Below are 20,082 nucleotides of genomic sequence, written 5' to 3'. Positions count from 1 at the left end.
TTAAAGGGTTATGCCCAGAGATGAGTTTAAAATAGTGGACTACAAACTTATTGTGCCAATGTTCAAGGAATAGCTATGCAGATTGGTGTACCAAAAGAAATACTCGCAGGTGAAGCGCGAGTTGCTGCCACACCTAAAACGGTAGAGCAGCTTTTAAAACTAGGCTTTACAGTCGCCGTTGAGTCAGGAGCGGGTGCTCTTGCCAGCTTTGACGATGAAGCCTTCGAAGCCGCAGGTGCTTCAATTGTTAATACTGAAGAAGTGTGGAAATCAGGCTTGATCTTGAAAGTAAACGCGCCTCGTATTAACGATGAAACAGGTGTGGATGAGTTTGAGCTTATTCAAGAAGGAGCGAGCTTAGTTAGCTTTATCTGGCCTGCTCAAAACGAAGAATTGCTTAATAAACTGGCAACCAAAAATATTAATGTTATGGCGATGGATTCTGTGCCGCGTATTTCTCGCGCGCAATCGCTAGATGCATTGAGTTCAATGGCAAACATCGCGGGTTACCGTGCGGTCGTTGAAGCTGCGCATCAGTTTGGTCGCTTCTTTACTGGCCAAATTACCGCTGCAGGTAAAGTGCCACCAGCAAAAGTATTAGTTGCAGGGGCGGGTGTTGCCGGTCTTGCTGCAATCGGTGCTGCCGGTAGCCTAGGTGCTATCGTTCGTGCATTTGATGTTCGTCCTGAAGTAAAAGAGCAAGTTCAATCAATGGGCGCAGAATTCTTAGAAGTTGATTTCAAAGAAGAATCTGGCTCTGGTGATGGTTACGCGAAAGAAATGTCTGAAGCATTCAACAAAAAAGCTGAAGAGCTTTATGCTGAACAAGCTAAAGATGTTGATATCATCATCACAACCGCATTGATCCCAGGCCGCCCAGCGCCGAAACTTATCACCAAAGAAATGGTTGATAGCATGAAAGCAGGTAGCGTGATTGTTGACCTTGCTGCTGCGAATGGCGGTAACTGTGCATATACTGAAGCCGATAAAGTGATTACGACACCAAATGGTGTAACGGTTATTGGTTATACTGACATGGTAGGTCGTTTGCCGACGCAATCTTCTCAGTTGTACGGTACAAACCTTGTAAACCTCCTTAAACTGCTTTGCAAAGAGAAAGATGGCAACATCAATATCAATTTTGATGATGTAGTACTTCGTGGCGTAACAGTAGTAAAAGAAGGCGAAGTAACATGGCCTGCGCCACCTATTAAGGTATCAGCGCAACCTCAAGCTGCAGCAAAACCTCAAGCGGCACCAGAACCTCCTAAAGTTGAAGAACCTAAATCACCCGTTAAGAAAGTGGCTGGTATGGTTGTCGCTGCCGGTGCGTTTGCTTGGATTGCAAGTGTTGCTCCAGCTGCATTCCTTTCACACTTTACTGTGTTTGTATTGGCATGTGTGGTCGGTTACTACGTAGTTTGGAATGTTTCACATTCACTGCATACTCCATTGATGTCGGTAACTAATGCGATTTCTGGCATTATCGTTGTCGGTGCATTGTTGCAAATTGGACAAGGAAATACTTTGGTATCTGTTTTGTCTTTCATCGCTGTATTAATTGCGAGCATTAACATTTTTGGTGGCTTTACCGTGACCAAACGTATGCTTGAAATGTTCCGTAAGAAATAGGAGTAACATATGTCTGCAGGATTAGTACAAGCGGCATACATTGTTGCTGCCGTTCTTTTTATCATGAGCCTTGCTGGTCTATCTAAGCAAGATTCTGCGCGTGCTGGTAACTACTACGGTATTACTGGTATGGCGATCGCGTTGATCGCAACGATCTTTGGCCCTGAAACTGGTGGTATTACTTGGATTATCCTTGCGATGCTAATTGGTGGTGCGATTGGTATTTTCTATGCTAAGAAAGTAGAAATGACCGAAATGCCTGAGTTAGTGGCGATGCTACATAGCTTTGTTGGTATGGCGGCTGTGTTAGTCGGCTACAATAGCTATCTAGACATGGGCACTATGACTTTAAACCATGCTGAACATGTGATTCACCTAGTTGAGGTATTCATAGGTGTCTTTATTGGTACAGTAACCTTTAGTGGCTCGATTGTTGCTTTTTGTAAACTACGTGGTTTGGTTTCATCTTCTGCAATGAACATTCCTCATAAGCACAAGTGGAACCTATTAGCTTTAGTGACTTCAACTTTGTTGATGATCTACTTCGTGAACAACGATGGCAGCATGTTAGCGCTAATGGTTATGACAGCGATTGCATTGGTATTTGGTTATCACCTTGTATCATCAATTGGTGGCGCGGATATGCCAGTTGTTGTGTCAATGTTGAACTCATACTCAGGTTGGGCAGCGGCAGCGGCAGGTTTCATGCTAGCAAATGATTTACTTATCGTAACCGGTGCTCTAGTAGGTTCTTCTGGTGCGATTCTATCTTACATTATGTGTAAAGCCATGAACCGTTCTTTTATCAGTGTTATTGCTGGTGGCTTCGGTGCAGCACCAACTTCTACATCAAGCGATGAAGAACAAGGTGAGCACCGTGAAACCACGGCTGAAGATGTGGCTGAAATGTTGAAAGATTCTAAGTCTGTGATCATCACTCCGGGATACGGAATGGCGGTGGCACAAGCTCAGTACCCAGTTTACGAAATCACTGAAAAGCTACGTGCACAAGGTGTTGACGTTCGCTTTGGTATTCACCCTGTAGCAGGTCGTCTACCAGGTCATATGAACGTATTACTCGCTGAAGCGAAAGTACCGTACGATATCGTATTAGAAATGGATGAGATCAACGACGATTTCTCTGAAACAGATACGGTTCTGGTTATCGGTGCTAACGATACGGTTAACCCAGCCGCTCAAGAAGATCCAAACAGCCCAATCGCCGGTATGCCGGTACTGGAAGTTTGGAATGCGAAAAACGTGATTGTCTTTAAACGTTCAATGAATACAGGTTATGCTGGTGTACAAAACCCATTGTTCTTTAAAGAAAATACGCAAATGTTGTTTGGTGATGCTAAAGCCAGCGTAGATGCGATTGCGAAAGCGCTGTAATTAACAGTATTCGTTAATTAGCAAGCTTCACAATAAAAACCAGTTGCTGAAAAAGTGACTGGTTTTTTTTATGTCTGAAACCTATTCATCAATATACATATTTACAACTTGAGCCTTAAAAAGGTAACGGGTGCAAGGCTTATCACAAAATCAGATCGTCGAATCTCTAGAACACGGTAATTGTTAATAAAAAGTGGTATTTTCGTTGTCATCTTTTGGTTGTAGTCGTGTCCTGTCTTAAATAAGGTTGGTGCCGTGATCCAGTGGAATACTCTTAATTTTCGTCGACGCTTATTAGTGATTATGACGGTATCAGGATTATTTGAGTTATTGATACTGACTGCCGCAGGTTTTAGCTATATTAAACATACTCAGCAAACTGATTTGGCCGAAAAAGCCAAAGAAGTGTCAGTTTTTCTTTCTCGTTCTCCAGAAGTAATTCAATTAATTCAGACTCGTCAAGCGGGTGAGCTACAGCAAGAAATGCGAGATCTCACAAGATTAATTGGTGCGGCTTATATTGTGGTGGGTGATAAAAACAGTATACGCCTTATCCACCCATACGATGATCGATTAGGTAAACACATGGTTGGGGGGGATAACCAAAAAGCACTCCAACAAGGTTTAAGTTATATTTCTTATGCGAAAGGATCGCTTGGTCACGCTGTACGCGGTAAATCTGCAGTGCTTGATAGTAGTGGTAATATCATTGGCATAGTCTCGGTTGGGTATTTATTAGATAACTTGCAAAACCGTATTGAGCCTTACCTTGTTTTTTTGCTTATTACGGCACTATTAGTCTTAACGTTAAATATCACACTTGCTAATTATGCATCGAGACGCTTTCAAAAAGCTATTTTGGGATTTGAGCCTGAAGAAATCTCGCGTTTATACGTTGAATTAGATGTCACGCTGAGCACAATTAAAGAAGGAGTTCTGAGTATTGATGCTCAGGGGATTTTACGCTCTATCAACCGCAGTGCTTGCGATATTCTAAAATTGAACCGAGATGAGGTTTTGGATAAGCCTTTTTCAGCGGTGATGCCCGATAGTGATTTAGGACGTTTATTGGTACAGCCAAAACCAGATCATAATATTAATTTGTTTTTGAATGGTCAGCGGATTATCGCTAACCGTAATCCAATATATATCGATGACCAAGTGGTGGGTGCGGTATCGAGTTTCCGTCGGCGTGATGAAATTGCCGATTTGACAGAGAAACTTTCGCAAACTCGAGAATATGCTGATTTACTTCGCTCTCAAACGCATGAACATCGCAATAAGCTCAATACTATTAGTGGTTTATTACAGCTTAATGAAATTGAAAAAGTGCAAAATATGATTGGTAGAGAAACTGAGCATTACCAGCAGCTTATTGAGTTTTTACGTCAAGCGATTGCCGATCCTCTGATTGCGGGGTTGTTGCTCGGTAAAACTGAACGAGCAAGAGAACTAGGGATCCGCTTACACATCGAAGAAGGCTGTCATTTAGAGGCGTTACCGGTAGAAATTAATGCTGAAGATCTTGTCACTATTCTCGGTAATTTAATTGATAACGCGTTTGATTCGGTACTTGCAGCAAAAGAAGCTAAACAATGTAGTGAGCCTGCAGTTGTCGTTTCGATAAGTGATTATGGCACCGAAGTGATTTTAGAAGTTGAAGATAACGGCCTCGGTTTACCAGATAAATATCGACCAGAAGAGTTATTTGAAAAGGGGGTTTCAAGTAAAGCGAAAAACAATCGCGGTGTTGGATTGTATTTAGTGAATACCATTACCAAAACCTATCATGGCCAGTTCGATATTATTAATGGGTTGCAAGGCGGCGCACGTGTGACGATTTATTTGCCCAAAGATCAGCATCTTTATCGTAATGGTATGAACTCAGGCAAGATTTAATAGGAAGAAAAAATGACTCAAGAAAGCATTCGAGTGTTGATCATTGAAGATGACATTGCTATTGCTGAAGTGAACCATAAATACTTGAGCCAAATCGATGGTTTTGAAGTAGTAGGTATTGCGACTAGCCAACATGAAGCGGAGATTCAAGTCGATATTCTTAAACCACAACTGGTATTGCTTGATGTGTATTTACCTGACGGTAACGGATTAGATATTTTGCGTTATTTACGTCAACAACAACACCAATGTGATGTGATTTTGATTACCGCTGCTCGTGATGTTGATACTTTACAACAAGCAATGCGTGGTGGTGTAGTCGACTATTTATTGAAGCCGGTGATTTTTTCTCGTTTGGAGTCAGCTTTAAATAAATATAAACATAGGTTAACGGGTTTTGAGCAAGCGTCTAGCCTAGATCAAGGACTAGTAGATAAGATGTTTCAGACGTCTTCATCTGATAGCGAAGGAAATCAACATACATTACGTCTACCTAAAGGTATTGATGGAGTGACGTTAGATAAAATCCGTTGTTTATTTAAGCAAGAAACTGGTCAATTAACTGCAGATGAAGCTGGAGAAAAAATTGGCGCGAGCCGAACCACTGCACGCCGTTATTTAGAGTATCTGATCACAACAGGTGAACTTGTGGCTGATTTACGCTATGGAACGGTAGGTCGACCAGAGAGAAGCTATAAAAAAGTAATTCGTTGATATAAGAACCCAATAAATTGAATAATATAAAGCCACCAGTGACGGTGGCTTTGTTTTATCTATCAACTCGTTTCGTTATATCCGTTGATTATTGAGGCGCTTCACTAGACGATGCACCCAGTTTACGGCTTTTAAAGTATTTCCATGTCATTGTTAATATTGGCGCAAAAAGAACCAGTGCAGCGATGGAAGTAAAGACTAGGGTAATCGGGCGCTCCCATAGGAAATTCAATTGCCCGTCACTGATCATTAACGCTCGTCGCAAGTTTTCTTCCATCATTCCCCCGAGTATAAACCCGAGTAGTAGTGGGGCGAGCGGGAAGTTAGCTAAACGTAGTGCAATGGCGACCATCGCAATCATGATCATGATGTACACATCCATGGTATTAAACGAAACCAGATATACACCTGTGATTGAGAAGAACAAAATCATTGGCAACAATACTGTTCGTGGCACCATTAGAAGCTTGGAAATATACGGGATCAATGGCAAGTTCAAAATTACTAACACGATATTACCGAAGTACATCGAAATGATCACAGACCAAAAGATATCTGGGTTGTCGACAAATAAACGTGGACCAGGTTGAATGCCATAAGAAATTAACGCACCAAGCATGATTGCAGTTGTGCCAGAGCCGGGAATACCAAGTGTTAATAACGGTACAAAGGAACCACTTGATGCCGCATTATTGGCAGATTCTGGTGCAACTAAACCACGAATACTGCCATTACCAAATTCTTCTTTTTTATCTTTTGGGGCGAGATTACGCTCCATACCATAACTTAAAAATGCTGCAATGGTTGCGCCTGCTCCAGGTAATACACCAGTAAAGAAACCAAGAATAGAAGAACGAATCGAAACCGGAGCCGCTTCTTTAAATTCTTCTTTAGAGATCTTCATACTACCTAGTTCATGCATTTTTTGGCTTTCTTGTTGGCTCGTGTCTTTTGAAGGTTTCAAGATCCCCATTAAGGTTTCACCTAGTGCAAAAGTTGCCATCGCTAATAATAAGAAGCTAAAACCGTCGATTAAGTCAGTTGAGCCGAAAGTAAAGCGCTCGACACCAATACCTTTGTCGATACCTACGGTAGACAACATTAAACCGAAGATAGTCATCATCCACGCTTTTATGACTTGTCCTTTACCAGCAAAGGCCGCGACCGCCGATAAACCTAGTAACATTAATGCGAAATAATCGGATGATTGGAAACTAAGTGACACAGACGCTAACGCTGGAGCGGCAACCAATAACATGATGGCTGATAAAGTACCGCCAGTAAAAGAAGAGTAGGCGGCCAGCGCTAGAGCTTTACCTGCTTGGCCTTTTTTCGCCATTGGGTAGCCATCAAAAGCGGTTACAACCGTAGAAGAACAACCCGGTGCATTAATTAATATTGAAGAGGTCGATCCGCCAAACACCGCGCCATAATAAACCCCTGCCATTAAAATTAGGCCTGAGGAAGGATCTAATCCATAACTGATTGGGATCATCAAGGCAATCGCTGAAATTGGACCAAGGCCAGGTAGCATGCCGATAAAGGTACCGACAAAACAGCCCACGATAACCATGAAGATATTCATTGGCATAACGGCCGTGGATAAACCGATCAAAATTCCATCTAACATGATTTCTATCCTAGAAAAGGTTGAAGATGTACCCAGATTCTAGATAAATATCTAAACCTTGAGTAAGTAATAAATAAAACGCAAAAGCGAATGGGAACGATGCACCAAATAAAATTGACTTTTTACGTTCACCGAGTAGGTAAAAACCGCCAAATAAGAAACCACCAGTGGCAATAACAAAACCTAACCAAGTTAAGCCAAACCCATAAAGTGCCATTAAAATTAAAAATGAAATGAGCAACTTCCAATCAAAGTGACTAGCAAGCCCGCTTTTTTCATCAGGTTGAGCTGTTACGAGTAATAATAAAGATAAAATTGAACCGATTATTGCTAATGCAAAAGGTAGGGTTCTCGCAGTAAAGGGTTCATATTCATCACCTGGGAAAAGCATAATTTCGGTTGTTTGATAGCCATATCCTAGGCAAAACAAGAGAAATAATAGGGCGCTAATTCGATCGGTCGAGATAAATTTGGAGAACATAACTCTGCTCCAATAGTGAAAGGAAATAAGAAAGCCGCATTCAACAAGTTAACTACCTACGTTAGTAGCGATGCATAATAGTCATCTGTTAGTTAACCAAAGTGTACAAAGGAGAACGTTTTAAAAAATCAAATGCGGCAAATTATGATTGTGCTGTTATAGCGACAATATTATTTTAAAAAGCCTAACTCGCGCATAAGATCTCCGATCTGTTGTTCTTGCTGTTCAAGAAAGGCGGTAAATTCAGGACCAGCTTTGTACTCATCAATCCAACCGTTACGGTCACGAATTTCTTGCCATTCTTTAGTTGAGTACATCTTGGTTAAGGCGGCGTTCCATTGTTCTACTTTTTCTTTACTAATACCTGGAGAAGCAAAGAAACCGCGCCAGTTAGCAAATACGGTAGGGTTCCCCATTTCTTTGAGTGTAGGAATATCCGGTGCGGTATCTAGGCGTTTAGGTGCAGTGATTGCAACGATACGAACTTGACCACTTTTAGATAACTCAAGCACTTCACCTAAGCCGGTCGAAAGCATTTGAGTCTCACCAGAAAGTAGTGCAGCCATAGCTTTGCCACCGGCATCATAAGCAATGTAACGAACTTTACGAGGGTCTTGGTTTTCCCCTTTAAAGGCAGCGGCTGCAACAAGGTGATCCATACTACCTCGTGCAGATCCTCCTGCGATTTTTAATGAACGTGGATCTTTCTTAAACATCTCTACTGCCTGTTCCCACGTTTGGATGTCAGAATCAGAGGCAACCACGAAAGCCGCATAATCGGCAATAGTTTCAGCGACAGGAGTCAGATCTCGGAAAGATTGAGGGAAAATGCCGGATAAAGAGCGCACCACAATAGGAGTTGAGTTAACCATTAATGTGTCTTGTTGGCGATCTGCAGTTTCAATCATATAAGCAATGGCTTTACCACCACCGCCACCAGATAGGTTTTGGTATGAAACATTTTCAATAATACCTGACTTTCTCAGTGCATCGCCAGTACTGCGGGCGGTCATATCCCAACCGCCGCCTGCGCCACCAGGAACGACAAAATGAATTTCTTTTATATCATTGGCAAACGCAGATGTTGCAAATGCAGCGGATAGTAATGTCACTGTAATTGAAGTGGTGAATTTTTTCATGTTTCACATCCTTATGTTCTTATAGTTATCTATTTTTATAATTGATTACCCAGTAGTGTCGGGTTATTGGATCACATGAATGAATTTAGAATGTAGAAGCGCATTTTCCTATAATGAAGACTTAAAAAGGATATTGTTACTTGTGTCCATTTTGTTCATAAAAATCACAGCATCGCCTTTTGACTAAGCAGGCTCTGCTTAGCTGTGAGGTAACATTTAATCAAAGGTTACATAAACGTTAATAATGACTTAAAAATGACATGGCGGGTGGTTAGAACTGATTTTTTGTGTAGTATGATACGCCCAGATATTTGTCAGATAGGATAATTACCCTTTGAAATTAACGCGATTTTTAATCTTGTCGATAACGGTGATAGCGGGAACAGCAAATGCTAATACGCTACCTGATCGTATCGAGCAATTTAAAACATCGTTTGATAATGACAAAGCGGCTGCTGTTTATGATTTACGAGTGATTCAAACAGACTATCCCACTAGTCTATTATCACCAGACTCGCTGATTCCACAGACTGCAAAATATCCTCTGAAAGATATGCAACGTTTATACAAGTTGGCGACGACATGTAAGGGAAAGTACCCATTAAGCCCCTTAGTGACCGAACCTTTAGTTTTTTCTCGAGCCTTGTGTAATGGTACTAACCTACCAATTAAATGGTTTGTACGTTCTGGAATGATCCACCCAGGTGGGGGGACTTATGCAGCACGCTATGCGGAAGCTCATCCTGAGAGATATAAACAGCTATTACCTTTTATGCATATCAAAGAAAGGCCACTAACAGATGAGAATACTTTATTAGGTCGTTTACAAAGAATGCCTTATGATTCTATTTCTGCATTGATTTCAGGATCGGAAACCATTATCTCGGGAAATGAATTTTGGTTACGAAAAGGCATGCAATATTATGTATTCGATCAACAGACGTTAGATACTAGGTTACAAGAAGCAGAATTAATCGCGACTCCGATAAGCCAAAGTGAACATTGTTACGTAAAAAGTGGCAATGTGTGTTGGGATATAAAAAATAACTCAGATACCTTATTTTACAGTATCTTAGCTTTAGGTATCGTCAATGTTATTCTAATCTGTGGTTGGGGTTACTCTCGTTGGCTCAATAAACGTAAAGAATTACGTAGCCGGATGTTAGTGCTACAAATTTTAACACATGAGCTTAGAACGCCCATTGCAAGTTTGTCGCTTACAGTGGAAGGGTTTCGGCGTGAGTTCGAGCATTTACCGGATACCGTATACGATGAGTTTCGCCGCTTGTGCGAAGATACTCGCCGATTAAGACAATTAGCTGAAGCGAGCAAAGATTATTTGCAATCAGACACACAACCATTAGCAACCGAATGGATACCATCGGTAGAGGAGTGGCTGGAATATCGATATAGACAAGGTGAGTTTGATATCGCGATTGAACTGAATCAGGACCAAGCCGTCAAAGCTAATATCTATTGGCTAGGAACCTGTGTTGATAACTTAGTAAGAAATGCATGTAAGTATGGTGTTGACCCTGTGGTATTAAAGGCTACAACATATTCAAATAAATTGGTTCTTGAGATAATTGACCAAGGACAGTTGACTAAAAAGGACTGGGCAAAATTACGTAAACCATTCGTGAGCAAAAGCGGACTAGGCTTAGGATTAACTATCGTTGAATCGATGGTTGCACGAATGGGAGGCTCTTTGAGCTTAAGTGGCCCGCCGACAACATTTAAATTGGAGATTCCCTGTGAAACAGACACTGCTACTCGTTGAAGATGATCGCAATCTTGCTGATGGCCTATTGGTTAGTTTAGAGCAAGCTGGTTATGAGTGTTTGCATGTTGAGCGTGCAGCCGATGTTGCATCCGTATGGGGTAAAGCAGACTTAGTGATTTTAGACCGTCAATTACCCGACGGTGATTCTGTTACTTTCCTAAATGATTGGAAGGATATTAAATCTGTACCCGTTATTTTATTAACGGCGTTAGTTTCGGTTAAAGATAAAGTATCAGGACTTGATGCTGGTGCAAATGACTACCTGACAAAGCCATTTGCTGAAGCGGAACTATTTGCGCGAATTCGTGCGCAATTGCGTTCACCCGATACAGAAGAAGATGGTAACACGATTACGGTAGGTGACATCTTTATTGATAAAACGACTCGCGATGTTAAATTTGGCGAAGAAATGATAGTGATGACTCGCACAGAGTTTGATCTGCTTGTTTTTCTTGCAAGTAATTTAGGTCGTGTGTTTACACGAGACGAATTATTAGATCATGTTTGGGGCTATAACCATTTCCCAACAACTCGTACCGTGGATACACATATTTTACAGCTACGTCAGAAGATACCTAGTATAAAAATAGAAACCCTGCGTGGTGTTGGCTACAAGATGAAATCTTAACAGTTTACTGAAGAATCATTTTGAAGTTAAAATACTCATTAATTACACTGTCACTTTTTGCCGCTCCAATTTGGGCGGCGAATGACTGGTTTCTAGAACAAACTTCGTTAACCAATGCTCATAAGTTTTTATTGGAAGGCCATCTTGAAGAAAGTTTTGATGCTATGATTCAGGCTTGGCAAAAAGAACCACAAGAGAACATTGAGAATCACCTCGATCAACTGTTATTAAAAGCACTTGATAAAGACTGTGGCCGTTCTTTTGATAATTCAAAACTGCCAACATGGTTGAATAAACTTGCTATCCAACGGCAAGTGAAACAAAGCCCTGGACGTTTAAGCTATCGGTTAGAAATTGATGCTCAAACGGATAGAGAGCTCGATCAAATCCTTTTTGTTAAATGGCCCGAACAGGTATTGATGTCTAACGTTGATACACCCGAAAAAATTGATGATGAATATTGGCAATATCATCAACAGGCGGATTTAAATGCACAATTAGATACCGGACTTTATAAAGTCAAAATTAAAACTAGCTTAGGGGAAGAGTGGGAAAGTTGGATTTTACTCACTCATCCTAATAATAAACAAACAGTGAGATGGAATTCTAAGGAATCTTGGGTTGTCGATAAAACCGCCTTGTTGAATCGATATTGTCCATTACCGGTTATGGATGTTGCGCTTTATGGCGATGTAGATGGTGACTATACTCAGGTTTGGAATAAACAATATGAATCTGATTATCCTAGCCAAGTTCCTAAAACTAAGCTGCCGATTGACAGGTATTTGCTTGGAGTCTCGATTACCCACAAACGTTGGCAAGGTGCGATAGTCATTGAAGATAAACAAGTTATCAATAAAGCCTATGATATTTCTGAATAAAGCAAAATCTAACTTACTCTAAAAGAGAACTAATATGTTTGATGATTTACCAACGCTTAGCCATGCAGAGCAACAAGCTGCAGTAGAAGATATACAAAAGTTGATGGAGCAAGGGATAAGTACCGCTGAAGCAATTAAGATTGTTGCCCAGCGAATCCGTAGTGAAAAGAAAGCAGAATCTGAGTAATATCGACTCACTCTAATGCACTATAACTAAATAAGTTGGGAAAATATAAGAGGGCATAATTGCCCTCGATTTCATTACAAATTAGTACAAACGGTCTTCTAAATCCTCAGATCGTGGGTGATGCTTATCTCTATGAGATTTTCGCTTTGATTTACTTTTTTCAATCAACTCACCGTCATAATCATCGAAATCTCGTCTATTTTTCTTACCAGATAAACGAGAATTATCATTTTTTAACCACTTATCCCAGTTGCTCATGTTCCTATCCAACTATCTAATGTCTTAAAGTATTTTCAGACAACTTTAGAGATTATGTAATAACAATATGACAGTAAAACGAAGTTTTTTTGATGTCAGCATGAAAGTTATTAATCGTCGGAAGGTGTTCTTAGTTCGAATGGAACTTTAGCTAATTGATTAATTAAATTCACTTTTTCATTATCTTCATTCCAGCATAAATACAAAGACTGCTCCATAACTGGAGAATCTTCCACGATAAATAATTTTCCAGTATCAATATGCTTAGATACGACCGGTTCTGGTAAATAAGCCATACCTGTATTGGCGCTTAAAAACTTAACAATGACGTTACTAGAGGCAGCATGTAACAATGGCGTTCTTTGTAACTCAGCAATTCTCGCATGCTCAATTGAAAAACGAGTACTCCAATCTAAATAAGCTAATGGAATGGAAGGCAGTTGATTGAAGTTTACATCTGGTTGCGTTGACACTAACTTAAATTCGAAGTTAGCAACTTGTTTCAGTTTAAAGCCTTCTACTTTAGGTGGATCGCCTAATAGTGCCATATCGATACTTTTTTCTAATAAAGCTCGTACGATATCTTGACGACTGACAGACTCCATCCTGAATGCGATTTCTGGCAAAGCCTGGTGAGATTCGTTAATCCAATCTGAAATACCACCAAGCTCCCAAACACTTGAAGAAGCGCCTAAGGAGATCTGTTCCATGTAGTTATCACTCAGAGAAACATCCTGTCTGGCACGTCCCCAAGTTTGTAAAATAGATTCAGCGTAGGGTAATAACCTTTCTCCAGCAGGAGTGAGGTGAACATTACCTCGTTGACGTGAAAAGAGCGGGCTGCCAAGTTGTGACTCTAGTTGACGGATGCGAAAGCTCACCGCTGATTGAGTTAGATACAAACTCTCTGCTGCACGACCAAAGTGACGCGTCTTTCCTACTTCTAAAAATGTCCTTAATAGTTCTGTATCCAAAGTTCACCTCAAAGGATTTGAAAAAAGTTTGATTCTTTGACTAATATAAAGACAAGAATATCGCAAAATGATAAAAAAATTTTATTAAATTGAACAAAATCTTTTGTTGTACAGTTAGACAATAAACACCTATTTTCGCTGAAATACAAGTAACACAGTAAAAGAGTTGAAATATGAGAAATCTAGGAAAGTTTTTTGATAATAAACACTTTGCACGCGGCTTTAGTCGCTCTGGTGAATTTACTATTAATGAAGCACAAATCCTCGAAAATTACGGTCGAACAATGCAGGGACTATTTGAAGGTAACTTAATTCCTGAAGATGATGATGAGAAAGCGTTTATCACCGCTTTTCAACAAGAAGGAGGTGAGGGGATGGTTAATAAATATGTTCAGTGCTGGAAGAAGTATTTAAGTAAAACCCAGCGTAAACGAACATATACACTCTGCAGCACGGTAAAAGGTAGTGCCTCATCCTATGACGATGATGATAGTGATTCGGACGATCTATTGCTAGATGATTAAAGTCGACAAAAACTAAATTGAATTTTCCGATGAGCCCACCAAATGGTGGGCTTTTTTTGTACTATTTATATGCATCAGAATGCAACACCGTAACAAACTAGACAATTGTAACCTATTTCCAAGTTGTTAATTTAAAAGAATATTAATTACTATTATTTGTTGGTAAGTCCAGTCACGAAACGTTAATAACACCTTATCCACAATATGAAAGCAAACAACATAAGTAAAGGTCGAGAAATTTTGGTGTGTTATTTTATTACAAGCAAGGGGAGTGTGTTTATGAAGAGAATGATAGGAGAATTAATTAGTTACCCTGTAGCGTATACTTCAGGGTTGTTGTGAATTATAATTACAGTGTAACTTTTGTGGTGTGAAAAAATAGCGAATCTGTTAAATTCGCTATATCAAACTAGATGATTTGGATGGCACTTTATTTAGATAAGGTTTTTATTGCATTCGTTAATGATGCAACATCAGCACCATTGATCACGTAGATATTATCAGAGGTCGCGCCATCAGTTGGCATTACAATTAAAGCTGGTGTGCCTTTAAAGCCAAGTTGAGAAAATAATTGTAAGTTCTTTTGATAGCTTTCCGTTGGTTTAAACTTATCTAATGAGACCCCTGCATTTTTAGCTTGAGTCTCCACAACTGCTTTTGTTAATTTACCTTCGTTTAAACCACTGGCATAAATTCCATTATGGTATTGCTCATATGCTTTAGAGCCTTTTTGAGAGAAAACTTCTAATCCCATTTGTGCCGCGTATTTTGATGGTTCCCAACGGTTACCAAAGATAGGCGTTTCTTTAAAGATGAAACGCACATCCGGATATTGTTTCTGCAAAGATTCAATTGTTGAAGAAATTCTATAACAATAGACACACTGATAATCAAAGAATTCGATAACATTCACTTTTGCATCTTTAGGACCAGTAAAAGGGGTTGTATTGTCATTAATTAAAATATTCTTATTTGCTATCACAGCCGATTTTTGAGCACTTGCTTGTTCTTCTAATTGTTTCTGTTGTAGTTTTTGGCTGGCTTTAATTAAAAACTCTGGGTGCTCGGAAAGGTATTGTGCGGCTATTTCACCAATTCTTGCTTCTTGCTCTGGCGTGAATGTTGCCGTGTTAGCTGCTGTAGCGCTATTTGTCACTGCGGCGATTACAAGAGGTAAAATAAGCTTTTTCATAAAATTTCCAATTTAAAAATAAGTGTTAATCTTTTTAGAGCCTTGATTTAAGAACAAGTTCCATAATATGAAGGTTTCTCGCAATTACTTTTGTGAAATGAAATCGTTTCTTAAATATGAGGTTAGCATAACTAACTATTCAAGTAGACTTGATGAGGTTATTGAAACAGTGAAAACTTTGATTTTGTTAATCAATCAAGGTGTTAGTCGGATGAAATTACTGGTTATATTATTTTGTATACTTATCATTAGCCCATCAGTCTTTAGTTATGATGATAGCCAACGATATAAAGTTGCGAAATTTTACAAGAAGAAAGCACAGAGAGCGGTAGATGGTTCAGCCAAGATCTTAAAAGGTGAATGTAGGCTCATGTTATCAATGAATCATCTAGATCAAAAGTATGCCAAATTAAAACGCGTGAGAACTAATGGGAACAGCCAAGTATGCAAGCTTGCAAAGAAAGAGTTGAAGAAATATCGAAACAAAAAAATAACCTATGATACGCCTGAAAAGTTATTGCGTTTGACCATCACCACAACAGGTCATAACTGATGCCTGAAAGGCTTAATAGGAATTCTGCTGATAAGGGAATTCAAAAAAGTCACTTACTTACAATATCTTACATATCTTATAATGGGTGCTTATGAAGCTTGTTAACTAAGTAACTCAAGTGCGCATTACGTATATTATGTTAAATAACATGTGCATATACGTAGAATTTGTTTTGGTTGTTCAATGAAATGCCCTGTTTTGTATTTTTTAGAAGCCATCGATAAGTGGCTTCTTTTGTATCTTATTACTCATCCATCTTGAAGCTTCCGTTTATTGCCTGTGTTCTTTCACTACAATGACAATGCATTAGCAACTTAAATCAATTCTGAGTGTTTAACGTTATCCAGTGCATATTTCCAGTTGGTGTTGAAATCAACCAACGCGAGTTATCTATGTTTGATACTGTTTTTATGTTGATCGGTGGTTCTAGTTGATGGTTTTTACTATCAAGTATGGCTGAAGAAATTAAAGTCAGTTCCCGTAATTTGATTTTATTTTTACGATCAAGCGGTTGGGCCAAAATCGTAAGCGAATTATCGGTTTCCCTTTCAAAGAGTATTGAAAGCTCTATATCATCGACTTTTATTGTACAATTTTGATTTATTTGGCACACGGTATCAGTGTTTTGTTGTGGTTGGTGTTGAAATGTTCTCCACGTAAATGCTGTGACTAATATGCTGAATATGATGAGTATTTGTACAAGTCTTGCTTTGGTGAGTTTCTCTGCTGCCATTACACTTTTATCCTATGCAACTTACTTCAAATTTTTACTAATTAACCTATATAACCTGTTCGCATGTCAGGTATAGTAGGCAACGAAAATGTTACTTTTATTGAAAACCATTGTTATCGACTTATTTTTAATCAGTTGATTATGTGTGTTTGGGTGACATTACAACACTATTTTTGTGTTGATGCTATGTAGTTAATTATAATATTGGAAGCATTCAAGATGAGCCAAGAACATCAGCTTGAGCATAATTATAACTACACAGTCGTACGTCAATTCACCCTGGTTACCATACTTTGGGGTATTGTTGGTATGAGTGTGGGTGTATTAATTGCCGCTCAATTAGTTTGGCCACAGCTTAACTTTGATACGCCGTGGTTGACGTACAGCCGTTTACGTCCATTACATACAAATGCGGTAATATTTGCGTTTGGCACAAGTGCCCTATTCGCTTCATCATATTACGTTGTTCAGAGAACCTGTAAGACCCGCTTATTTGGTGGTTTATTAGTTCCGTTTACATTTTGGGGTTGGCAAGCCATAATTTTGGCTGCAATAATCTCACTACCTTTGGGCTATACAACCAGTAAAGAATATGCGGAGCTAGAGTGGCCTATTGATATCGCGATTGCGATCGTTTGGGTTGCTTATGCGATTGTTTTCTTTGGTACTTTAGTCAAAAGAAAGACATCTCATATTTATGTTGCTAACTGGTTCTTTGGTGGTTTTATACTAACTGTTGCGGTATTACATATCGTAAATAGTATGGCTATCCCAGTTTCATTAGGTAAGTCTTATTCGATTTATTCTGGTGCTGTCGATGCCATGGTTCAATGGTGGTATGGACATAATGCGGTTGGTTTCTTATTAACTGCAGGCTTCTTAGGTATGATGTATTACTTTGTACCAAAACAAGCTGAACGCCCTGTTTATTCTTACCGTTTATCGATTGTGCACTTTTGGGGGCTAATTTCTCTTTACATTTGGGCTGGTCCACACCACCTTCACTACACTGCTTTACCTGACTGGACCCAGTCATTAGGCATGGTGATGTCTTTGATCTTATTCGTTCCTTCTTGGGGGGGGATGATCAACGGTATTATGACGCTATCTGGTGCTTGGCATAAACTTCGCTACGATCCGATTCTACGTTTTTTGATTGTTTCTCTATCTTTCTACGGTATGTCTACCTTTGAAGGTCCAATGATGGCAATTAAGACGGTTAATGCACTATCTCATTACACTGACTGGACAATTGGTCATGTGCATTCTGGTGCATTAGGTTGGGTTGCAATGGTTACCATTGGTTCTCTATACCACTTGATTCCTAAGTTATTTGGTCAAGAGCGTATGTACTCTATTAAATTGATCAATGTTCACTTCTGGCTTGCGACTATCGGCACCGTGCTGTATATCGTTGCTATGTGGATTTCAGGCGTTATGCAGGGTTTGATGTGGCGTGCAGTTAACGCTGATGGCACATTAACTTATAGCTTTGTCGAGACGGTCGAAGCTTCTCACCCATTCTATCTAATTCGCTTTATTGGTGGTGTGATTATCGTGTCTGGTATGTTGTTGATGGCTTATAACACATATAAAACTATTTCTGCGCCAAAGGAAAGCTTGAAAGCTATTCCTCAACCGGCTTTATAGGAGGCTATGAATATGAGTTCGAATAAGAATCGCCATTCAATAGTCGAGAAGAACGTCGGTCTATTGGCAATTTTGATGGTTTTTGCTATTAGCTTAGGGGCATTAGTGGAGATCACTCCTCTAATTTTCCAAAAGCAAACGACTGAACCTGTCGAAGATTTAAAACCTTATACTGCTCTCGAAATGGAAGGCAGAGACATTTATGTTAAAGAAGGTTGTCATGTATGCCACAGCCAAATGATTCGTCCATTTCGTTCGGAAACAGAGCGTTATGGTCACTACTCTGTTTCTGGTGAATCAGTATGGGAACATCCTTTCTTATGGGGTTCTAAGCGTACTGGCCCTGACCTTGCTCGTGTAGGTGGACGTTATTCTGATGAATGGCATCGTGTTCATTTACTCGATCCTCGTGAAGTCGTGCCAGAATCTATTATGCCTGGCTATCCGTGGTTGGCGGAAAACACACTAACAGGCGAATACACTCAACAAAAACTTGAGTTATTCCGTGATGATTTCGGCGTGCCGTACACTGATGAGCAAATTGCTAATGCGAAAAAAGATGTTGAAGGCAAAACTGAGCTAGATGCTTTAGTTGCTTATCTTCAATCGCTTGGCCACTCAATGAAATAAGGAGAGAGATATGGATATTGTAACCGTTCATAGTATCTGGACCCTTGTTTTATTCATCGGTTTTTGTGGTGTTGTATGGTGGGCTTATGGAAGCAAAAGTCGCCAGTCTCGTTTTGATGAAGCTGCGAATCTTATCTTTGATGATGAACCAGCTAAATCAGATAAAAAACAGGGAGGAATGCAGTAATGACTACATTCTGGAGTGTTTGGATTACCGTAATTACATTAGGTACAATTTTTGGTATTGCGGCCATTTTAATCTGGTGTCTTAAAGACAAAATGGGCGTAGAAGAAGGTTCAGATATGGGGCATGAATATGATGGTATTCGTGAACTTAATAACCCACTTCCTAAATGGTGGACCTACTTATTCTTCTCCACATTTTTATTTTCAGCTATTTATCTTGCACTATATCCTGGTTTAGGTAACTTTCCAGGTCTATTAAATTGGACAAGTTCTCCTCAACAAGTTAAGTCTGTAGAGGAAATGAATGCTGCAATTAAAAATGCTCAAGAAAATAAACAATTGGACGAATATTCAAAAGAGTTAGATGATGCCGATAAGTTTTATGGTGAGTCGTTTAAGCAGTTAGCTTATAACTCGGAAGGTACTGCATATCGTACATTACCTGAAATTGCTGCAGATCCAGATGCCTTACACGTAGGACAAAATTTATTTTTGCAAAACTGTTCTCAATGTCATGGCTCTGATGCTCGTGGTTTTAAAGGTTTTCCGAACTTAACTGACGATGCTTGGTTATACGGTGGTGAACCTGAAGCTATCTTGACGACTATTCGTCATGGTCGTGTAGGTGCGATGCCTGCATGGGGGGAAACATTTGGCGATGATGGTGTTCGTGAAGTGGTAAGTTATGTCTTGAGTTTATCTGGACGTAAAGTTAACTCACGTGAAGCCGCTGCTGGTAAAGTGCGCTTTGCAGCATGTGCGGCCTGTCATGGTACTGATGGTAAAGGTAACCCTGCATTTGGAGCACCAGATCTTACCGATAATGATTGGTTATTTGGCGATTCTCGCGCTGATGTGACTGAATCTGTTCAGTATGGTCGTCAAGGCGTTATGCCTACTTGGATCAATATCTTAGGTGATGATAAGGTTCATCTTGTTGGTGCTTATGTCTGGAGTTTGAGTAACCAGCCTCAACCAGAACCTGCCCAATAATATATTAAGTGGTTTAACAGCCC

General features: G+C 39.8%; 21 protein-coding genes. 14 read left to right on the top strand and 7 right to left on the bottom strand.

Features of this window, described 5'->3' with window-relative positions; genetic code table 11:
- Nucleotides 1-75: 75 nt before the first annotated feature.
- The 4 genes from pntA to ACE3G9_RS02510 all read left to right on the top strand — a co-directional run bounded on the left by pntA (nucleotide 76) and on the right by ACE3G9_RS02510 (nucleotide 5,637).
- On the top strand, nucleotides 76-1,632 hold the full coding sequence (gene pntA, locus ACE3G9_RS02525; protein WP_417881453.1) for a Re/Si-specific NAD(P)(+) transhydrogenase subunit alpha: 1,557 nt from the start codon (nucleotides 76-78) through the stop codon (nucleotides 1,630-1,632).
- Between the two features lie 9 nt (nucleotides 1,633-1,641).
- Nucleotides 1,642-3,024: a Re/Si-specific NAD(P)(+) transhydrogenase subunit beta gene (pntB, locus tag ACE3G9_RS02520; protein ID WP_449218392.1), complete on the top strand. Its 1,383-nt coding sequence runs from the start codon at nucleotides 1,642-1,644 to the stop codon at nucleotides 3,022-3,024.
- A 258-nt stretch (nucleotides 3,025-3,282) separates the two neighbouring features.
- Nucleotides 3,283-4,923, top strand: coding sequence for an ATP-binding protein (locus ACE3G9_RS02515; RefSeq protein ID WP_449218418.1), 1,641 nt, complete (start codon nucleotides 3,283-3,285; stop codon nucleotides 4,921-4,923).
- A gap of 12 nt (nucleotides 4,924-4,935) precedes the next feature.
- Entirely contained in the window at nucleotides 4,936-5,637 is a 702-nt protein-coding gene (locus ACE3G9_RS02510) for a response regulator (protein WP_417881455.1), read from the top strand.
- 88 nt (nucleotides 5,638-5,725) lie between these two features.
- Here ACE3G9_RS02510 and ACE3G9_RS02505 read toward each other — a convergent pair whose 3' ends face one another.
- The 3 genes from ACE3G9_RS02505 to ACE3G9_RS02495 form a co-directional block, all read right to left on the bottom strand.
- Nucleotides 5,726-7,267, bottom strand: a complete 1,542-nt coding sequence (locus ACE3G9_RS02505; protein ID WP_449218391.1) for a tripartite tricarboxylate transporter permease — start codon at nucleotides 7,265-7,267, stop codon at nucleotides 5,726-5,728.
- A 10-nt stretch (nucleotides 7,268-7,277) separates the two neighbouring features.
- Nucleotides 7,278-7,748, bottom strand: a complete 471-nt coding sequence (locus ACE3G9_RS02500) for a tripartite tricarboxylate transporter TctB family protein (RefSeq protein WP_449218390.1) — start codon at nucleotides 7,746-7,748, stop codon at nucleotides 7,278-7,280.
- A 170-nt stretch (nucleotides 7,749-7,918) separates the two neighbouring features.
- The gene (locus ACE3G9_RS02495; protein ID WP_417881458.1) at nucleotides 7,919-8,887 is read right to left on the bottom strand and encodes a tripartite tricarboxylate transporter substrate binding protein; all 969 of its coding nucleotides are present in this window, start codon (nucleotides 8,885-8,887) and stop codon (nucleotides 7,919-7,921) included.
- 334 nt (nucleotides 8,888-9,221) lie between these two features.
- On the opposite strand from ACE3G9_RS02495, the gene vxrA reads away from it, so the two are divergent.
- The 4 genes from vxrA to ACE3G9_RS02475 are packed head-to-tail and all read left to right on the top strand — an operon-like array spanning nucleotide 9,222 to nucleotide 12,366.
- Entirely contained in the window at nucleotides 9,222-10,667 is a 1,446-nt protein-coding gene (gene vxrA / locus ACE3G9_RS02490) for a sensor histidine kinase VxrA (protein ID WP_449218389.1), read from the top strand.
- Nucleotides 10,642-11,298 carry a response regulator transcription factor VxrB gene (gene vxrB / locus ACE3G9_RS02485; protein ID WP_449218388.1) on the top strand — a complete coding sequence of 219 codons (657 nt, stop codon included), beginning with the start codon at nucleotides 10,642-10,644 and terminating at the stop codon, nucleotides 11,296-11,298. Before vxrA ends, vxrB begins: the two co-directional genes overlap by 26 nt.
- Before the next feature lie 20 nt (nucleotides 11,299-11,318).
- Complete coding sequence (locus tag ACE3G9_RS02480; RefSeq protein ID WP_449218387.1) at nucleotides 11,319-12,179, top strand: DUF2861 family protein; 861 nt, start codon at nucleotides 11,319-11,321, stop codon at nucleotides 12,177-12,179.
- A gap of 34 nt (nucleotides 12,180-12,213) precedes the next feature.
- Entirely contained in the window at nucleotides 12,214-12,366 is a 153-nt protein-coding gene (locus ACE3G9_RS02475; RefSeq protein ID WP_417881462.1) for a YoaH family protein, read from the top strand.
- A gap of 81 nt (nucleotides 12,367-12,447) precedes the next feature.
- Here ACE3G9_RS02475 and ACE3G9_RS02470 read toward each other — a convergent pair whose 3' ends face one another.
- Nucleotides 12,448-12,624, bottom strand: coding sequence for a hypothetical protein (locus tag ACE3G9_RS02470; RefSeq protein ID WP_417881463.1), 177 nt, complete (start codon nucleotides 12,622-12,624; stop codon nucleotides 12,448-12,450).
- A 110-nt stretch (nucleotides 12,625-12,734) separates the two neighbouring features.
- Complete coding sequence (hdfR, locus tag ACE3G9_RS02465) at nucleotides 12,735-13,598, bottom strand: HTH-type transcriptional regulator HdfR (RefSeq protein ID WP_417881464.1); 864 nt, start codon at nucleotides 13,596-13,598, stop codon at nucleotides 12,735-12,737.
- A 173-nt stretch (nucleotides 13,599-13,771) separates the two neighbouring features.
- Between hdfR and maoP the strand changes: the two genes are divergently transcribed.
- On the top strand, nucleotides 13,772-14,122 hold the full coding sequence (gene maoP / locus ACE3G9_RS02460) for a DUF413 domain-containing protein (RefSeq protein WP_417881465.1): 351 nt from the start codon (nucleotides 13,772-13,774) through the stop codon (nucleotides 14,120-14,122).
- Between the two features lie 430 nt (nucleotides 14,123-14,552).
- Here maoP and ACE3G9_RS02455 read toward each other — a convergent pair whose 3' ends face one another.
- On the bottom strand, nucleotides 14,553-15,314 hold the full coding sequence (locus ACE3G9_RS02455) for a DsbA family protein (protein WP_417881466.1): 762 nt from the start codon (nucleotides 15,312-15,314) through the stop codon (nucleotides 14,553-14,555).
- Between the two features lie 211 nt (nucleotides 15,315-15,525).
- On the opposite strand from ACE3G9_RS02455, the gene ACE3G9_RS02450 reads away from it, so the two are divergent.
- The gene (locus tag ACE3G9_RS02450) at nucleotides 15,526-15,867 is read left to right on the top strand and encodes a hypothetical protein (RefSeq protein ID WP_449218386.1); all 342 of its coding nucleotides are present in this window, start codon (nucleotides 15,526-15,528) and stop codon (nucleotides 15,865-15,867) included.
- 319 nt (nucleotides 15,868-16,186) lie between these two features.
- Here the strand turns inward: ACE3G9_RS02450 and ACE3G9_RS02445 are convergent, their stop codons facing one another.
- Entirely contained in the window at nucleotides 16,187-16,600 is a 414-nt protein-coding gene (locus ACE3G9_RS02445; protein ID WP_449218385.1) for a hypothetical protein, read from the bottom strand.
- A gap of 219 nt (nucleotides 16,601-16,819) precedes the next feature.
- Between ACE3G9_RS02445 and ccoN the strand changes: the two genes are divergently transcribed.
- Genes ccoN through ccoP form a run of 4 tightly spaced genes read left to right on the top strand, consistent with a single transcriptional unit; the run spans nucleotide 16,820 to nucleotide 20,059 of the window.
- The gene (gene ccoN, locus ACE3G9_RS02440) at nucleotides 16,820-18,250 is read left to right on the top strand and encodes a cytochrome-c oxidase, cbb3-type subunit I (protein ID WP_417881469.1); all 1,431 of its coding nucleotides are present in this window, start codon (nucleotides 16,820-16,822) and stop codon (nucleotides 18,248-18,250) included.
- A gap of 12 nt (nucleotides 18,251-18,262) precedes the next feature.
- Nucleotides 18,263-18,880: a cytochrome-c oxidase, cbb3-type subunit II gene (gene ccoO, locus ACE3G9_RS02435; RefSeq protein ID WP_417881173.1), complete on the top strand. Its 618-nt coding sequence runs from the start codon at nucleotides 18,263-18,265 to the stop codon at nucleotides 18,878-18,880.
- 10 nt (nucleotides 18,881-18,890) lie between these two features.
- The gene (locus ACE3G9_RS02430) at nucleotides 18,891-19,067 is read left to right on the top strand and encodes a cbb3-type cytochrome oxidase subunit 3 (RefSeq protein WP_417881174.1); all 177 of its coding nucleotides are present in this window, start codon (nucleotides 18,891-18,893) and stop codon (nucleotides 19,065-19,067) included.
- The gene (gene ccoP, locus ACE3G9_RS02425; RefSeq protein WP_442293834.1) at nucleotides 19,067-20,059 is read left to right on the top strand and encodes a cytochrome-c oxidase, cbb3-type subunit III; all 993 of its coding nucleotides are present in this window, start codon (nucleotides 19,067-19,069) and stop codon (nucleotides 20,057-20,059) included. Before ACE3G9_RS02430 ends, ccoP begins: the two co-directional genes overlap by 1 nt.
- Nucleotides 20,060-20,082 lie beyond the last annotated feature (23 nt).

It is taken from the genome of Vibrio sp. E150_018, from assembly GCF_053544035.1.
This window is presented reverse-complemented; position numbering and strand designations above follow the sequence as displayed.

Excerpts from the sequence above, each read along its gene's own strand:
- ACE3G9_RS02510 (WP_417881455.1), top strand. The coding sequence starts at position 4,936 with ATGACTCAAGAAAGCATTCGAGTGTTGATCATTGAAGATGACATTGCT.
- ACE3G9_RS02495 (WP_417881458.1), bottom strand. The coding sequence starts at position 8,887 with ATGAAAAAATTCACCACTTCAATTACAGTGACATTACTATCCGCTGCA.
- ACE3G9_RS02450 (WP_449218386.1), top strand. The coding sequence starts at position 15,526 with ATGAAATTACTGGTTATATTATTTTGTATACTTATCATTAGCCCATCA.
- pntB (WP_449218392.1), top strand. The coding sequence starts at position 1,642 with ATGTCTGCAGGATTAGTACAAGCGGCATACATTGTTGCTGCCGTTCTT.
- ccoO (WP_417881173.1), top strand. The coding sequence starts at position 18,263 with ATGAGTTCGAATAAGAATCGCCATTCAATAGTCGAGAAGAACGTCGGT.
- ACE3G9_RS02500 (WP_449218390.1), bottom strand. The coding sequence starts at position 7,748 with ATGTTCTCCAAATTTATCTCGACCGATCGAATTAGCGCCCTATTATTT.
- maoP (WP_417881465.1), top strand. The coding sequence starts at position 13,772 with ATGAGAAATCTAGGAAAGTTTTTTGATAATAAACACTTTGCACGCGGC.
- ACE3G9_RS02445 (WP_449218385.1), bottom strand. The coding sequence starts at position 16,600 with ATGGCAGCAGAGAAACTCACCAAAGCAAGACTTGTACAAATACTCATC.
- ACE3G9_RS02430 (WP_417881174.1), top strand. The coding sequence starts at position 18,891 with ATGGATATTGTAACCGTTCATAGTATCTGGACCCTTGTTTTATTCATC.
- ccoN (WP_417881469.1), top strand. The coding sequence starts at position 16,820 with ATGAGCCAAGAACATCAGCTTGAGCATAATTATAACTACACAGTCGTA.
- pntA (WP_417881453.1), top strand. The coding sequence starts at position 76 with ATGCAGATTGGTGTACCAAAAGAAATACTCGCAGGTGAAGCGCGAGTT.
- ccoP (WP_442293834.1), top strand. The coding sequence starts at position 19,067 with ATGACTACATTCTGGAGTGTTTGGATTACCGTAATTACATTAGGTACA.
- ACE3G9_RS02505 (WP_449218391.1), bottom strand. The coding sequence starts at position 7,267 with ATGTTAGATGGAATTTTGATCGGTTTATCCACGGCCGTTATGCCAATG.
- ACE3G9_RS02475 (WP_417881462.1), top strand. The coding sequence starts at position 12,214 with ATGTTTGATGATTTACCAACGCTTAGCCATGCAGAGCAACAAGCTGCA.
- ACE3G9_RS02470 (WP_417881463.1), bottom strand. The coding sequence starts at position 12,624 with ATGAGCAACTGGGATAAGTGGTTAAAAAATGATAATTCTCGTTTATCT.
- ACE3G9_RS02455 (WP_417881466.1), bottom strand. The coding sequence starts at position 15,314 with ATGAAAAAGCTTATTTTACCTCTTGTAATCGCCGCAGTGACAAATAGC.